At 72.8% G+C, this 16,005-nt stretch carries 11 protein-coding genes; 7 read left to right on the forward strand and 4 right to left on the reverse strand.

Going from position 1 to position 16,005, the window contains the following annotated elements; translation table 11 throughout:
* The first annotated feature begins 6 nt into the window (after positions 1-6).
* Positions 7-969, forward strand: a complete 963-nt coding sequence (locus ACQP26_RS27560; protein WP_433494366.1) for a carbohydrate ABC transporter permease — start codon at positions 7-9, stop codon at positions 967-969.
* Positions 970-979: 10 nt separating this feature from the next.
* Positions 980-1,804: a carbohydrate ABC transporter permease gene (locus ACQP26_RS27565; protein WP_269703907.1), complete on the forward strand. Its 825-nt coding sequence runs from the start codon at positions 980-982 to the stop codon at positions 1,802-1,804.
* Between the two features lie 96 nt (positions 1,805-1,900).
* On the opposite strand, the gene ACQP26_RS27570 is transcribed toward ACQP26_RS27565, so the two are convergent.
* Complete coding sequence (locus ACQP26_RS27570; RefSeq protein WP_269703906.1) at positions 1,901-3,394, reverse strand: amino acid permease; 1,494 nt, start codon at positions 3,392-3,394, stop codon at positions 1,901-1,903.
* Positions 3,395-3,669: 275 nt separating this feature from the next.
* Between ACQP26_RS27570 and ACQP26_RS27575 the strand changes: the two genes are divergently transcribed.
* Together ACQP26_RS27575 and ACQP26_RS27580 are read left to right on the forward strand one after the other, a co-directional pair.
* Positions 3,670-5,334: a glycoside hydrolase family 10 protein gene (locus ACQP26_RS27575; protein ID WP_433494367.1), complete on the forward strand. Its 1,665-nt coding sequence runs from the start codon at positions 3,670-3,672 to the stop codon at positions 5,332-5,334.
* A 163-nt stretch (positions 5,335-5,497) separates the two neighbouring features.
* Positions 5,498-6,037: a phospholipase gene (locus ACQP26_RS27580; protein ID WP_281579686.1), complete on the forward strand. Its 540-nt coding sequence runs from the start codon at positions 5,498-5,500 to the stop codon at positions 6,035-6,037.
* Positions 6,038-6,132: 95 nt separating this feature from the next.
* Here ACQP26_RS27580 and ACQP26_RS27585 read toward each other — a convergent pair whose 3' ends face one another.
* Both ACQP26_RS27585 and ACQP26_RS27590 read right to left on the reverse strand, forming a co-directional pair.
* A complete protein-coding gene (locus tag ACQP26_RS27585) occupies positions 6,133-8,949 on the reverse strand; it encodes an ATP-binding protein (protein ID WP_269703903.1) in 2,817 nt (938 codons plus the stop codon).
* A 154-nt stretch (positions 8,950-9,103) separates the two neighbouring features.
* Positions 9,104-9,319 carry an FmdB family zinc ribbon protein gene (locus ACQP26_RS27590; RefSeq protein WP_269703902.1) on the reverse strand — a complete coding sequence of 72 codons (216 nt, stop codon included), beginning with the start codon at positions 9,317-9,319 and terminating at the stop codon, positions 9,104-9,106.
* A 38-nt stretch (positions 9,320-9,357) separates the two neighbouring features.
* Between ACQP26_RS27590 and ACQP26_RS27595 the strand changes: the two genes are divergently transcribed.
* The 3 genes from ACQP26_RS27595 (at position 9,358) to ACQP26_RS27605 (ending at position 15,104) form a co-directional block, all read left to right on the forward strand.
* Positions 9,358-10,656 carry a murein transglycosylase gene (locus ACQP26_RS27595; RefSeq protein ID WP_433494368.1) on the forward strand — a complete coding sequence of 433 codons (1,299 nt, stop codon included), beginning with the start codon at positions 9,358-9,360 and terminating at the stop codon, positions 10,654-10,656.
* 67 nt (positions 10,657-10,723) lie between these two features.
* Entirely contained in the window at positions 10,724-11,740 is a 1,017-nt protein-coding gene (locus ACQP26_RS27600) for a GNAT family N-acetyltransferase (protein ID WP_269706989.1), read from the forward strand.
* A 91-nt stretch (positions 11,741-11,831) separates the two neighbouring features.
* Positions 11,832-15,104: a lamin tail domain-containing protein gene (locus ACQP26_RS27605; RefSeq protein ID WP_433494369.1), complete on the forward strand. Its 3,273-nt coding sequence runs from the start codon at positions 11,832-11,834 to the stop codon at positions 15,102-15,104.
* Between the two features lie 32 nt (positions 15,105-15,136).
* On the opposite strand, the gene ACQP26_RS27610 is transcribed toward ACQP26_RS27605, so the two are convergent.
* On the reverse strand, positions 15,137-15,742 hold the full coding sequence (locus ACQP26_RS27610; protein WP_269703899.1) for a helix-turn-helix domain-containing protein: 606 nt from the start codon (positions 15,740-15,742) through the stop codon (positions 15,137-15,139).
* Between the last annotated feature and the right edge of the window lie 263 nt (positions 15,743-16,005).

Consider the following 16,005-nt stretch of genomic DNA (forward strand, 5'->3'; position numbering starts at 1 on the left):
TCCGCCGTGGCGGACGTGATCGAGGCCGGGGCGGCGCGTGACAGCGCGCCGCCCCCGGCGGCGCCCACCCGCCGCCGGGGCGTGACGGAACGCGGCAGCCGGACGACGCCGTACCTCTTCCTCGCGCCGTACCTGATCCTGTTCGGCGTCTTCGGCCTGGCGCCGATCCTGTTCGGGGTCTGGATCAGCCTGCACCAGTGGGATCTGCAACTGCCCAACCGGCCGTTCGTCGGGCTGGGCAACTACCGGGACCTGTTCTCCAGCGAATCGGCGATCTACGGGGACTGGTGGTCGAGCGTCCGGGCCACCGGCATCTTCACGCTGTTCTCCGTACCGCTGCTCGTGGTCGTCCCGCTCGGGCTGGCGCTGCTGCTCAACCGCTCGTTCCCCGGCCGGACGTTCTTCCGGGCCGCGTTCTTCGCGCCGTACGTGCTGGGCGTGGCGGTGATCGGCCTGCTCTGGCGGTTCCTGCTGGACGCCAATCTGGGCCTGGTCAACCGGCTGCTCGGCGTGGTCGGGCTCCCCTCGGACACGCCGTGGGTGACCGACGTGCCGTGGGCGTGGGTGTCGCTGGTCGGCGTGACCGTGTGGTGGACCTGCGGTTTCAACGCGGTGATCTACCTGGCCGGTCTCCAGGACATCCCGGCCGAGCTGTACGAGGCGGCCAAGGTGGACGGCGCGGGCGCCTGGGACCGGTTCCGCCACGTCACGATCCCCGGCCTGCGCCCGGTGATGCTGTTCGTCTTCACCACCACGATCCTCGCCTCGGCGAACGTGTTCGGGCAGGCGTTCCTGATCACCCAGGGCGCGCCGGGCGAGCAGACCCGGACCGTGGTCTGGCGGATCGTCGACGAGGGGTTGCGGGACTACGACGCCGGGCGGGCCGCCGCGATGAGCGTGTTCTTCGCGCTGATGCTCGCGGTGGTGAGCGTCGTCAACTTCCGGCTGTTCCGCTACCGGGAAGACTGAGGGGTACGACATGAGGAACATGCGTGCGGTGGCGCGGTACGGCGTCCTGCTGCTGATCACCGCGATCTTCGTGACCCCGCTGGTCTGGATGCTGCTGACGTCGGTGAAGACGTACGACGACGCGCAGCAGGTGCCGCCCGGCTGGCTGCCGAACCCGTTCTCCACCTACGGCTACGAGCAGATCATCGACAACACGGCGAACCCGGTGCTGCGCTGGTTCGTCAACAGCATGCTCGCGGCCACCCTGCACACGCTGCTGGTGCTGGTGACCGCGTCGATGGCCGCGTACGCGCTGGCCCGGATGCGGTTCCGCGGCCGGAAGGTGCTGTTCGCGCTGATCGTGGGCACGCTGTTCCTGCCGCCCACCTCGCTGATCATCCCGAACTTCATCATCGCCGAGCGGCTGAACTGGATCGACACGCTGACAGTGGTGATCGTGCCCGGCGCGGCCAGTGCGTTCGGGGTGTTCTTCCTGCGCCAGTTCTTCCTCTCCATCCCGGCCGAGCTGGAGGAGGCGGCGGTGCTGGACGGCGCGAACCACTGGCAGATCTTCCGCCGGGTGCTGCTGCCGCTGTCGAAGCCGGCCCTGGCGACGCTGGCGGTGCTGTCGTTCCTGACCAACTGGAACGACTTCCTCTGGCCGGTGTACGTGCTGTTCAGCCCGGAACGGCTGACCCTGCCGGCGGGCCTGGGCCTGCTCCAGGGCGCGTACGTGACCGACTATCCGGTCATCATGGCGGGCGCGGTGCTGGCGAGCGTACCGGTGCTGATCCTGTTCGTGCTCGCCCAGCGGCACGTCATCCAGGGCGTCTCCCGCAGCGGCCTGAAGGGATGACGTAAGGAAGGGCCCCCTGTTAACGCCTCCGGTAGTAGAAGGGCCCCTTCTTGACGCCAGGCGTTGAGAAGGGGCCCTTCCTTCGGGGCGCCCGCCTCAGGGGGTGGGGGCGGGCTCGGGGGTGTCCGAGTGCTCGCGACGGGCGAGCCGGTTCTTGCGGTGGCCGTACCCGAAGTAGATGACCGCGCCGAGCAGCATCCAGGCGAGGAACCGCAGCCACGTCTCCACCGACAGGTTCAGGCTCAGGTAGAGGCACGCCAGCGCGGTGAGGATCGGCAGCACGGGCGAGAACGGCACCTTGAACGGCCGTTCCAGGTCGGGGCGGCGCTTACGCAGGATCGGCACCGCGATCGCGACCAGCGTGAACGCGCAGAGCGCGCCGATGCTGACCAGGTCGGCCAGCGCCGACAGCGGCAGGAAGCCGGCGAGCAGCGCCACCGCGATCGTCATGATCCCGGCGATCCGGTACGGCGTGCCCCAGCGCGGATGCACCTTCGCGATGGCGGGCGGAATGAGCCCGTCGCGGGCGATGGCGAAGCCGATCCGGCCCATGGCCACCAGGTCCACCAGGATCACGCTGGTGAGACCGGCGACGGCGGCGATGGAGACGAGCACCGCGGCCCAGCCCGCGCCGACCGCCCGGAACGCGGACGCGATCGGCGCGCCCTCGTCGATCTCGGTGTACTTGACCATGCCGACCACGACGAGCGAGACGCCGATGTAGAGCACAGTGGAGATGAGCAGCGTGCCGAGCAGACCCAGCGGCAGGTCCCGCTTGGGCTTGCGGGTCTCCTCACCCAGGTTCGCCACGGCCTCGAACCCGGTGTACGCGAAGAACACGACGGCGGCGGCGGTGAGCACCCCGACGAAGCCGAAGACGGAGGGTTCCAGCCCGAAGATGGCCTGGGTGACCGGTTGTTTGATGCCGTCGTCCCCGGCCCCGGCCGGCTCGGCGGCCGGGATGAACGGGGTGAGGTTGGCCGCCTTGACGAAGAACAGCCCGGCGATGATGACGAAGGCACAGATCGCCACCTTGACCAGCACGAGCAGGTTGGTGACCCGGGCCGACTCGCGGATGCCGACGATGGCGACCACGCCGAGCACCAGCACGATGCCGATGGCGCCGAGGTTGACGACGCTGCCCTCCTCGGCGAACCAGGCACTGGGCAGGCCGAACAGGTCGGCGAGGTAGCCGGACCAGCCCCGGGCCACCACGGCCGCGCCGAGCGCGAACTCCAGCAGCAGGTCCCAGCCGATGATCCAGGCGACGATCTCGCCCATGGTCGCGTACGCGTAGGTGTAGGCGCTGCCGGCGGTCGGCACGCTGCTGGCGAGTTCGGCGTAGCAGAGCGCGGCGAGCAGGGCGACCAGGCCGGCGATGCCGAACGAGATCACCACGCCCGGCCCGGCGCTGTTCCGCGCCTCGACACCGGTGAGCGTGAAGATGCCGGTGCCGATCACGATGCCGATGCCGAAGCCCATCAGGTCGACCGCGCCGAGCCGGCGCCGCAGCCCCGGCTTGCCGTCCTCGCCGTCGGCGTCGCCCTGGGCGAGCACGTCCTGGATCGGCTTGGTACGCAGGACCGACATCTGATCACCTCCCCCGCCGTGTGGCCGCCACGGTGGCGGTCTGTGACCGGGCTAGCTACCCAGCCGTTTTCCGCTCCAATCCCGCACCGCAGGTCTCGGAATCGTCACGATCCGGCCGAGTCGGACGGCGCGGGACATCGATCACCGGCCGGGGTCTTGCGCCGAGCACGGATAGATGAAAGTTTTCTACCGGTGGCCTGGGCAGCGCGGCGAATCTTGCCGTGGAGCCCTCGCCGCCGACCGTCCCCCCGGACCCGACGAAGGGACCGCACCGCATGAAGGCAACTCGGCTCGGAGCCGCCGCGCTGGCCGCGGCGCTGCTCGGCACGCTGGTCGCCGGCACGCCCGCGCAGGCCGCCCCCGGCGACACCGGCACGACCACTTCCCCCTCCACCGACTGCGTCACCGACCCGGCCACCCCCAAGCGCCAGTTCCGGGCCATGTGGATCGCCTCGGTGACGAACATCGACTGGCCCAGCAAGGACTCCTGGACCGCGCCGGACCAGGTGGCCAAGCAGAAGGCCGAATATCTGGCCTGGCTCGACCTGGCCCAGAAGCTCAACCACAACGCCGTCGTGGTCCAGGTCCGCCCGACCGCCGACGCGTTCTGGCCCTCGCCGTACGAGCCGTGGTCGGAGTACCTGACCGGCGTACGCGGCAAGAACCCGGGCTGGGACCCGCTGGCCTTCCTGGTCGACGAGTCGCACAAGCGCAACCTGGAGTTCCACGCCTGGTTCAACCCGTACCGCGTCTCGATGCCCGCCCCCGGCGGCGCCGGCGCCGACCTGTCGCAACTGGCCCCGGACAGCCCGGCCCGCCAGCACCCCGACTGGGTCTTCGCCTACCCGCCCGCCGGCGTCGCCGGCAGCCGGCTCTACTACAACCCCGGCATCCCCGAGGTCCGCGAGTTCGTCCAGACCGCGATGATGGACGCGGTCAAGCGGTACGACATCGACGGCGTGCACTTCGACGACTACTTCTACCCGTACCCGAGCGGCACCTACCAGGTGCCCGACGACGCCACGTTCGCGGCGTACAACAGGGGCTTCACCGACAAGGCCGACTGGCGGCGGGACAACATCAACCTCCTGATCCAGGAGATGAACGCCAAGATCAAGGCCGTGAAGCCGTACGTGAAGTTCGGCGTCAGCCCGTTCGGCATCTGGCGCAACGCGTCGGCCGACCCGAACGGCTCGGACACCACCGGCTCGCAGTCGTACGACATCATCTCCGCCGACTCCCGCAAGTGGGTCAAGGAGGAGTGGATCGACTACATCGTGCCGCAGCTCTACTGGTACATCGGCCAGTACCCGGCGGCCGACTACGCCCGGCTGGTCCCGTGGTGGGCCGAGCAGGTGCGCGGTACGCGGGTGCAGCTCTACATCGGCCAGGCCGACTACAAGAGCGGTGACCCGGCGTACGGATCGTTCTGGATGAACCCGCAGGAGCTGTCGAACCACCTGACGCTCAACCGGTCGTACCCGGAGGTGCTCGGCAACGTGCACTTCTCCGCGGTGCAGGTGCGGGCCAACCGGCTCGGCGCCACCGACATCTACGCGGCCGAGCACTACTCCCGCCCGGCGCTGGTGCCCACGATGACGCACCTGCCGCGCAAGCCGCTGCTGTTCCCGGTGGTCACCAAGGCCCAGCGGGAGGCGGACGGTGTACGCCTGAGCTGGCGGCAGCCGGCCGACGGCAAGGGCCCGCTCGGCACCGCCGCGTCGTACGCGATCTACCGGTTCGACGGGCACGGCCTGGCCGGGCGCTGCGACTTCGCGGACGCCTCCCACCTGGTCGGCACCGTCCGAGCCACCGACGGCGCCGCCCAGTCCTGGGTGGACACGACGGCGGCCGACGGCGCCCGGTACACGTACTACGTGACCGCGCTGGACCGGCTGGCGAACGAGAGCCCGGCGAGCCCGCCGCGCTTCGTCCGCTGATCTGATTCGCCGGATGCCCCCGGGCCGCCTCGCCGGCCCGGGGGCATTCGTCTGTTTGGGCGGATGTCAGCGAGCCGCCTCCCGGGGCATCGCCCCAGCTCACCCGCTTGATCGACACTTGTCGACATCCGGAGATCCCGGCCACCACCCCGCGGAGGTTCCCGTGTCCCGTCGCCTCGCCACCACCCTCGCCGCCGGAACACTCGCCCTGCTCACACTGCTCGGCCTGGCCACACCGGCCGCCGCCGCGGTGAGCACCCAGCAGAAGCTGTCCGTCCTGACCAGTTGGACGCAGACCAGCGCGTCCAGCTACAACGCCTGGAACAGCGCCCGGCAGAACCGGGCGCCCTGGACCGAGTACGGCTTCGACTGGTCCACCGACTACTGCTCGTCCAGCCCGGACAACCCGATCGGGTTCAACTTCAAGCTCTCCTGCTACCGGCACGACTTCGGCTACCGCAACCACAAGGCGATGGGCGTCTTCTCGTCCAGCAAGTCCCGCCTGGACAACGCCTTCTACGCCGACCTGAAGCGGGTCTGCGCCACGTACACCGCGGTGGTCCGGCCCGCCTGCTACAGCCTCGCCTGGACCTACTACCAGGCGGTGAGCGTCTTCGGCTCGGTCGCCGCGGTATCGCAGGCCGACCTCGACCGCGCCGCCCGGATGAAGGCCGACGCGCAGCGCCGCGCCGCCCTCGCCTGACGCACCGCACCGGGGAGTCCGCCGCCCGGCGGGCTCCCCGCCGTGCCCGGCCGGTCGATCCGCCGCGTCCGCACGTCGGCGCGCGGCCGGCCCGCTCAGCCCGCCGTGCTGCGCGGCTCGAACGCCGGCCAGGAACCCGGCGTCCGCGCGCCGAACCGGGGCGAGTCGGCAGCCAGGTCCGGGTGCTCGACGTGCAGCGCCAGTGCCGCCACCTCGTCCAGCCGCAGTCCCGCCCCGGCGCCGTAGGCGGCGTCGAACGCCTCGTCGCCGAGCACCCGGCGCAGCTCCGTCTGTCGGGCCGACCAGTACGGGCCGTATATCCCCGGCGTGGCCCGAAGGTTCGCCCGGGTGGCCTGCGCCGCCCCGAACAGCCGGGCCGCGGAGAGCGCGTCCCCGGCCAGCGCGCACCGCACCGCTATCGCGTTGATCGTGTCGCAGGCCCGGCCCAGGTAGCCGTGGCTCATCCGGGAGCGCAGCGCCACCAGCAGGTGCTCGTGCGCGGCGACCAGATCGCCCCGGGCCAGGGCCACCATCCCGAGCAGCATGTCCACCGACCGGCCGCCCCGCTCGGCCGGCCGGGACGCCTCGACCGGGCGGGCCGCGGCGAGCAGGTCGGCCGCCTCGTCCAGCGCGCCCCGGCGCCAGAGCAGCTCGGCGAGGTTGTAGACGGCCAGCAGCGCGTCCCCCACCACGTCCTGGGCGAGTGCCCAGTCGATCACCTCGCGACAGACCCGCTCCGCCTCGGCGAACTGTCCCATGTCGACGAGCGGCGCCGCGCGCCCGGCCAGCACCCGGGCCAGCAGCCCACGGTCACCGGACTGCCGGGCGGCCGCCTCGGCCCGCTGCGAGTACCGCAGCTCCTCGCCGAACTCGCCGTCCGCGCCCGCGTGCAGCGAATGCATGTGGTACGCGGCGGCCAGTTCCGCGTCCGGCATCACCTCGCCGGTCTCGGCGAGCCGGCCGTAGAGCCGGAACAGCCAGAGCCGCCCCTCGCGGGCCAGTCCGCGCTCCCGCCACCACTGGTCCAGGTCGCCCGCGAGCGACAGGCCCGAGCGGGCGCTGCCACCGGTGGCGCACCAGCGCAACGCGGCCCGCAACTCGTTCGCCAGCGGGTCGAGCGCGTACAGGGAGAGCGTCACCGGGCGGCCGTCCGGTCCCAGGTGCGCCCGGTCCAGCGCGTGCCGGCACCAGGCGACGTGCCGGTCCCGGGCGCTCTGCTCCTCACCCGCCTCGACCAGCCGGCGGGCCGCGTACGCCCGGATCGGGTCGAGCATCCGGTAGGTGCTGCCGGAGGCGTGCGGCTCGGCCAGCACCATCGACTTGTCCACCAGCACCGAGAGCGGGTCGAGCGGGTCCTCGTCGAGCAGCCACTGCACGGTGGGCAGGTCCACCGGGCCGGCGAACACCGCCATCCAGCGCAGCAGCCGGGCCGAGCGCGCACCGAGCGTCCGGTACGACCAGGTCACAGTGGCCTGGATCGTCAGGTGCCGCTCGCTCGCCGAACGCTGCACCGCGCGGCTCGCGGGGGTGGGCGGGGCAGCACCGGTCGCGGCGGCCACCAGGTCCACCGTGTCCTGCTGGTTGCCGCTCCAGCCCGCCTCCACCGGCGGCGGCTCCGCCGTCTCCCGCCCGGCGTCGAGCGTGCCCAGCATGTCGTCCAGCCGTTCGGCCAGTTGCCCGGCGGAGAGCACCCGCAGCCGGGCGGCGGCCAGTTCGATGGCCAGCGGCAGCCCGTCCAGGCGGCGTACCACCCGGTGCAGGTCGGCCTGCTCGGCCGGCTCCGGCGCCCGTCCGCCCCGGGCCACGGCGGTACGGTCCAGGAGCAGCGCCACCGCGTCGCTCCCCCCGCCGTCGGGTCCCTCGTCCACCGAGAGCGGCGGTATCCGCCACACCACCTCGCCGGGTACGCCGAACGACTCCCGGCTGGTCGCCAGCACCCGCACCCCCCGGCCACCCGCGAGCAGCCGGCTGATCACCTCGGCCGACGCCGCGGTCTGGGCGTCGCAGGTGTCGAGCAGCACGAGCATCCGGCGCGGCGCCGCGTACTCGACGAGGGTGTCGACCATCGGCCGGCCGGGCTCCGGGCGGAGGCCGAGCACGGCGGCGATCTCGAACGCCACCAGCCCCGGATCGGTCACCGCGGCGATGTCGACGAACCAGACACCGTCCGGGTAGTCCTCGACGATTCCGGAGGCCAGCTCCACCGCCAGCCGGGTCTTGCCGGCGCCGCCCGCGCCGAGCACCGTCACCAGGCGGTACGCCTCGACCAGCCGCCCCAGCTCGGCGCGCTCGGCCTGCCGGCCGACGAACGTGGTGACCTGGGTCGGCAGGTTGTGCGCTGTCGCGTCGGCGGTGCGCGGACGCGGGAACCGCCGCTCCAGCCCGGGCGCGACGAGCTGGAACAGCCGCTCCCGGTCGTCGAATCCGCGCAGCCGGTGCAGCCCGAGGTCCAGCAGGGACACCCCGTCCGGCAGCGGGTCGGCGTGCCGGGCGGTGGCGGCCGAGCAGAGCACCTGCCCGCCGTGCGCGGCGGCGGCCACCCGGGCGGCCCGGTGCACCTCCGGGCTGGCGTACTCGCCGTCGCGGGGCTCGGCGTAGCCGGTGTGCAGCCCCATCCGTACCCGCGGGGTGGCGTCCGGGTTGGGCCACTCGTGCCCGGCGAGCGCGCGCTGCGCGGTCAGGCAGGCACGGACCGCGGCGGCGGCGTCGGGGAACGCGAGGAAGAACGAGTCGCCCTCGGTCAGCAGTTCGGCTCCGTCGGTGCCGGCCAGGGTGTCGCGCAGCAGCCGCCGGTGCTCGTGCAGGACCGGGCGGTAGACCGGGCCGAGCATCCGGGCCAGCCGCGTCGAGCCCTCGATGTCGGTGAACACGAAGGTCACCCACCCGCTGGGGAGGTGGTGTCCTTGCGACATACGTCGAACCTCCGCCCGGTGACGTCGGGTTCATGCTGCCCTATGGTCGTGCCGTCACGCATCGTGAGAACGGCTGGGCAGATTCCGCCCCAAGGTGCCAAAAGATCACACCGGCGGCAAGACCCTATCGACTCGCGGGACGGAAGGCGGAAAGTCAGCAGCCGCAGGAGCCGCCGCAGCAACCACCACCGCTGGGAATCCCACCGCTCGGAGCGGCGCCGCCCCGGCCGGTGACCGCCACCGTGGACAGCAGCTTCACCGTGTCGGCGTGGCCCTGCGGGCAGGTGGCCGGCTGTGCGGCCTCGGCCATCGGGCGGTTGACCTCGAAGGTGTCACCGCAGGCGCGGCAACGGAACTCGTACCGGGGCATGTCCCAAGCGTACGGCCGGGCCTGACGTCGTCACACGGATGGGTGATACTCGACGGGTGGTGGACGGCGAACGGCGAGCGACGGCCCGGCCCCTGCGACCCGCCGCGCCACCCGACGACGGCGCCCGGTCCATCCCGCAGCCCCGCCGCGAGCGCGATTCCCTCCCCCCGAAGCCGCCCGCCGACGCGCCCCGCGACGCGGACGCCGTAGCCGGCGCGGTCGCCGACGCGGGCACGGCAGCCAGCGCGGGCACGACGGCCGGCGCGGTCGCCGAGCCGGGCGGGAAGCCACAGCCCGAGCCGGACGCGAAGACGGACGCCGAGCCCGGGGCGGACGGCGGGCGCGAGCAGACGGACTCCGGCCCGGAGACGAAGGTCGAGGCGGCGGCCGAGGGCGGCGGGCGGCGTCGGCGGATGCCGTTCGCGCACGCCGTCCGGACGCGCCCCAGGCAGGTCGCCGTCGGCGCGGCCCGGGCCACCCGCGCCTGGTCCCGGCGGCCCGGCGGGCGCACCGCGCTGCCCGCGCTGTTCCTGCTCGCGCTGGTCGCCGCCGCCACCACGGCCGGCGCGGTGGTCGTGCCGGCGGCGATCGGCCGGCCGGAACCGGTCGCCGAGGCCACGCCGTCGGCGACCGTGCCGCAGACCGCCGAGGCGCCCGCCACGCCTCCGCTGCCGGAGCTGACCGGGTTGCCCGGCACCGCCGCACCAACCGGCACGCCGCTGCCCGGTGCGACCACCGCCCCGGTGCTGCCCACCGGGCGACCGGCGGACGCGCTCGCCGGCTGGGCGCAGCGGGTCGGCGCGGTGACCGGCATCCCCGCGGTGGCGCTCCAGGCGTACGCGTACGCCGAACTGGTGCTCGCCCAGACCAACCGCGCCTGCCAGTTGAGCTGGACCACGCTGGCCGCGATCGGTTACGTCGAGTCGCGCCACGGCGCGGCGAACGGCGCCACGCTGCAAGCCGACGGCCGGGCGCTGCCGGAGATCAAGGGGGAGCCGCTCGACGGGCAGGGCGGCCGATCCCGGATCCTCGACACCGACCAGGGCGCGCTCGACGGCGACCGCGTCCACGACCGGGCGCTCGGCCCGATGCAGTTCATCCCGACCACCTGGCAGGAGATCGGCGCGGACGCCGACGGCGACGGCGTGAAGAACCCGCACGACATCGACGACGCGGCGCTGGCCGCCGGGCTCTACCTGTGCAAGGGCGGCCGGAACATGACCATCCCGGGTGACTGGTGGGGGGCCATCCTCTCCTACAACGATGTGCGTCGGTACGCCCAGGCCGTCTTCGACAAGGCCGACGAGTACGGCAGGATCAGCCGCAACGTGAGGTGACGGCTCGCGTACATTCGCGGACTCAACCCTTCCCCCCGGCTGCTGTTGACGGCAAGCTAGACGGGTGATGGTGCGCGAGTGGGATCCCAGGACCGCGTCGTCCGCCGAGATCGCGTCCCTGCTGGACACGCTGAACGCGGTCCTGGCGGCCGATCTGCCGCAGGACCCGCCATGGCGGGAGAGCTCCATGCGGGAGTATCTGTCCGAGGTGATGCCCGGCGAGCGGCGAATCTCGTGGGTAGCGCAGGACGACGCCGACCCGGACGGCACGCCCGGAGCGATCCTCGGGCATGTGCACGTGCTGCTGCTCGGGGGAATCGGCGTGCTCGAGGTGCTGGTGCACCCGGCGGTCCGGCGCAGCGGGATCGGCCGTGAGCTGGTGCGGGTGGCCGCCCGCCGGGTCTGGGACGAGGGCTTCCAGTCGATCGGCGTGGAGGTGGTCGGCGACACCCCGGCCGTCGGGTTCTACGAGTCGCTGGGCTTCACCCGCGACTACGTGGAGACCCGCAGCGTGCTCGACCTGCGCTCGGTGGACTGGCCGGCGCTCTCCGAGATGGCCGCCGGGGTCGGTGCGGGCTACCGCGTGGAGTTCTGGCCGGGCGGCCCGCCGGACGAGCTGATCGAGGCGTACGCGCGGGCCAAGGCCGAGGTGCGCGATGTGGACGACGTGGAGCTGCGGCCCAGCTCCTACGACCCGGACCGCCTGCGCGACAGCCTCGCGACGCTGCACCGGCGCGGCATGAAGCCGTACATCGTGCTGGCGCTGCACGAGCAGACCGGCGAGGTCGCCGGGTTGACCGAGGTGGTGGTGCCGGCGCAGCACCCGACCCGGGCCGACCAGTACGACACGATCGTCGTCCACGACCACCGCGGCTACGGCATCGACCGGGCCATCAAGGCACGGATGCTGCTGGAGCTGCGCTCGGCCGAGCCCGAGGTGGCCGAGGTGCAGACCTGGAACGCGCAGGACAACGAGTCGATGTTGAAGGTCAACGCCGAGCTGGGCTACCGCCCCGACCGCGACTGGTGCGAATACGGTGTGGACGTCGCCGAGTTGGTGCACCGGCTGGACAGTCACCGCTGACCGTTCACCGCCCGGCCATCGATGGGCTGGACGGTGGACCCACGAGAGCCTTAACGTTCGTTAGTTCCTGTCCACCCATCGTGGAGGCCCCATGCGCCCGCGCCGCACCCTCGCCGCGCTCGCGACCACCGCCGCCGTCACCCTCACGGCGATCGCTGTCGCACCCACCGCGGCCAGCGCCGCGCCCACCGACCTCTTCATCTCGGAGTACGTCGAGGGGTCGTCCAACAACAAGGCCGTCGAGCTGTACAACGGCACCGGTGCCCCGATCGACCTGGCTGCCGGCGGCTACCAGCTCCAGCTCTTCTTCAACGGCGCCACCACCTCGACGAACGTGGCCCTGACCGGGAGCGTCGCCGCCGGGGACGTGTTCGTCTTCGCCGCCGCGGCGGCCGCCCCCGCGATCCTCGCCCAGGCCGACCAGACGTACTCCGGTTCGCTGTTCAACGGCGACGACGCGATCGTGCTGCGCAAGGGTGACACGGTGGTCGACTCCCTCGGCCAGGTCGGTGTCGACCCGGGCAGCGAGTGGGGCAACGGGCTCACCAGCACGGCGGACAACACGCTGCGCCGCCTGCCCTCGGTGACCGCCGGCGACACCGACCCGGCGGACCCGTTCGACCCGGCCGCGCAGTGGGCCGGCTTCGCCACCGACACGTTCGACGGGCTGGGCAGCCACACCGTCGGCGGAGGCGGGCCGGTCGACCAGCCGCCCACCCTGGCCTGCGGCGGCGCGCTGATGCTGTCGGCGGGCGCCACCGCGAGCCGCGAGGTGACCGCGACCGACGCCGACGACACGATCACCGACCTGGCGGTCACCTCGGTCGTGCCGGTGCCGGCGAGCGGCTCGATCAGCCGTACCGCGTTCACCCCGGCGACCGCGGACGGCGGTACGGCCACCGCGACGCTGACCGCCACCGGCCTGCCGGCCGGCAGCTACGCGGTCACCGTGACGTCCACCGACGCCGACGGCGACAGCGCCACCTGCACGCTCACCGTGCAGGCCACGAGCGTGCTGTCGATCGGCGAGGTGCAGGGCCGCACCGCCGACGACGAGGACGGCCGCACCGACCGGTCGCCGCTCGCGCCGGCCAGCGGCAACGGCACCAGCTCCACGCTGTACGACGTGCGCGGCGTCATCACCGGCATGTCGCTGACCCGCAGCTCGGCCGGGGCCGGCCAGTGGGGCTTCTACCTGCAGAGCCGGCTCGGCACCGAGGACGGCGACCCGCTGACCTCCGACGGCCTCTTCGTCTTCATGGGCTCGTTCACCACGCTGATCGGCGGGTACGCCCCGACCGTCGGCGACGAGGTCGTGCTGCGCGGCCGGATCTCCGAGTACTTCAACCAGACCCAGCTCTCCGGCGCCTCGCTGGTCCGCAAGCTGGACTCCGGCCTCGACGTGGACACCGCGGTCCGGGTCGACGACGCGGTCCCGCCGGCCGAGGCGGCCGCCGCCGACCTGTTCTGGGAGCGGCACGAGGGCGAGCGGATGCGGGTACGCGCCGGCAGCGGCGTGTCCGCGCCCCGGCACATCTACTCGTCCACCGCCGACTCCGAGATCTACGTGCTGGACCGCGAGGACCCGATCATGAAGCGGTCCGACCCGTACGCCCGGCGGGTGTTCCGGGACGCGCACCCGCTCGACGACATCCCCGGCACGCTGTTCGACAACGGCAACAACCAGCGCGTCCTGCTGGGCGCCGGCGGCGTGAAGGCGACAGCCGGTGACTCCCGGGCGCTGCTGCCCGAGGCGCGCACGTTCGACACGCTCACCGAGGACGCCTACGGCTCCGTCTCGTACGCGTTCAGCAAGTACAGCGTGCAGCCGGAGCAGCTCACGCTGACCGGTGGCGCCGACCCGGCCGCGAACCACCCGCCACAGCCGGCCGACCGCGGCAGCGAGGTCGCGATCGCCACCTACAACGTGGAGAACCTGTACGACTACCGGGACGACCCGTTCGACGGCTGCGACTTCGCCGGCAACACGGGGTGCCCCGGGGTCAGCCCGCCGTTCGACTACGTGCCGGCGAGCCCGGAGGCGTACGCCGCCAGGCTGGCCGTGCAGGCCCGGCAGATCGTCCAGTCGCTGCACAGCCCGGATCTGATCCTGGTGCAGGAGGCCGAGGACCAGGACATCTGCTCGGTGGTCGACGGCGCTCTGGCCTGCGGCGACACCAACAACGCCGACGGCGCGCCGGACACCGTGCAGGAGCTGGCGCTGACCATCGCCGCGCACGGCGGTCCGGCTTACGCCGCCGCGTACGACCGGACCGGCGCGGACGCCCGGGGCATCGCCTCGGCGTTCCTCTACCGCACCGACCGGCTGACGCTGGCCGAGGCGACCGCCGCGGACCCGCTGCTGGGCTCCGCGCCGACGGTCCGGTACCGCTCGGCGGCGCTGCCGTCCAACGCCGACGTGCAGAACCCCAAGGCGTTCAACGCGGTGCTGCCGGACGACGTGGACCGGTCGACCGGGGTGGACGGCAGCAACGTCTACACCCGTGCGGCGCAGCTGGCCCGGTTCACCGTCAAGGCCGCGCCCGGATCGAACGAGCGGTTCACGCTCTGGGCGGTCGCCAACCACTTCTCGTCCGGGCCGGACAGCCGGGTCGGGCAGCGCCGGGAGCAGGCCGCGTACGGGGCGGCGATCGTCGCGGCGGTCGAGGCGAGCGACCCGAACGCCCGGGTGGTGTACGGCGGCGACCTGAACGTCTTCCCCCGCCCGGACGACCCGATCGCCACCGCCCAGAACCCGACCCCGTCGGACCAGCTCGCCCCGCTGTACGAGGCCGGGCTGCACAACCTCTGGGACGACCTGGTGAAGGACGCTCCGGCGTCGGCATACTCTTACACCTTCAGCGGCCAGGCGCAGACGCTGGACAACCTGTTCGTGAACGCCCCGATGCACGACGACCTGGTGCAGGTACGGACGGCGCACATCAACGCCGACTACCCCACCGACGCGCCGGAGCTGGGTGACCGGGGTGCCAGCGACCACGACCCGCAGGTGGCCCGGTTCCGGTCGCGCGCCTCGCTGCGCGTCGCGGACACCTCGGTCGCCGAGGGCGACAAGGGCACCCGCGCGATGACGTTCACCGTCACCGTGTCGCGCCCGCTCTCCGAGCCGGCCCTGATCTGCGCGACCACCTACGGCACGACCGCCCAGGCCGGGTCGGACTATGACCCGTACGTGGGCTGCCGGGTGCTCGCTGCGGGCCAGACCTCGCTGACGTTCCCGGTCACCGTGCGCGGTGACCGCAAGCGCGAGGCGGACGAGAAGCTCACGCTGTACGTGGCAGGGGTGCCGGGCCTGCGCCTTGCCGACCCGTCCGGCGTCGGGACGATTCTGAACGACGACTGAGCGGCGTTCCGCGCGGCGGCCCGTCGATTCGCTCATGGGCGGATCGGCGGGCCGCCGCGGTATCCGCACCGCTGCGGGTCGGGCGGAGGCGGTACGCCCCGGTACTTGGCCACCCGCACCTCCCACTGGCTACGGCGGCGCAGCCAGTCCCGGACCTCCCGATCGCGGTAGAAGGTCTCCGGTGGGCGGGCCAGCCCGTACCGGTCGGCCCACCACTCCCCCGGCTCCGGGTCGGTGACGATGTCGAGGTGGGACGGGTACCGCCGCTCCGCGCCGTCCCGCAGGTCGGCCCGGTCACGCATCGGCTTGAGCACCCGCCCGGCCTCGTCGACAACGACGAGCCGGAAGCCGGCCGTACCCACGATGCGCGACAGCATGGCCAGGCTCGGCGTCAGCGTCCCCGCCTCGATCCGCCCGACGGTGCTCGGATGCACCCGGGCGAACCGGGCCAGCTCTCGTTGGCTGGCGTCGGCCCGGCGACGCACCGCCCGGACGATCCCCGGCGCCGGGAACGGGACGTCGAACGGCTCGGTGAGCAGCGCCGGGCCGCCGTCCGCCACCGGGCCGCCGTCCGCCGCGGCGGTGCCGGCGCTCGCGGCGGCGGCCGCCTTCGGCTCGGTGTCGGCGATGTCTGTCACGCCGCCCACGGTCCCGCCGCCCGCACCGGCCCGGCAACCCCGCTCCCCGCCCTTGTGGAAACCCCGGGATACGGCGTCCACCCGGCACGGCACCACAGGCACAGAGGGTGATCGTCACTCAGCGTCAAGCAGCGCCGTCGAACCGCGCGATCCCCATCCACCCCGAACAGGACCTAACCGGACAGAAATCCCGAGATCGTCGCCGCAGGGAGAACGCCCTCGGCAGACTTTGCTCTGCAGCCACCGAGGCAGCGCTCACGATT

The sequence above is a fragment of the Micromonospora sp. CA-248089 genome (assembly GCF_050948515.1).
GTDB lineage: Bacteria > Actinomycetota > Actinomycetes > Mycobacteriales > Micromonosporaceae > Micromonospora.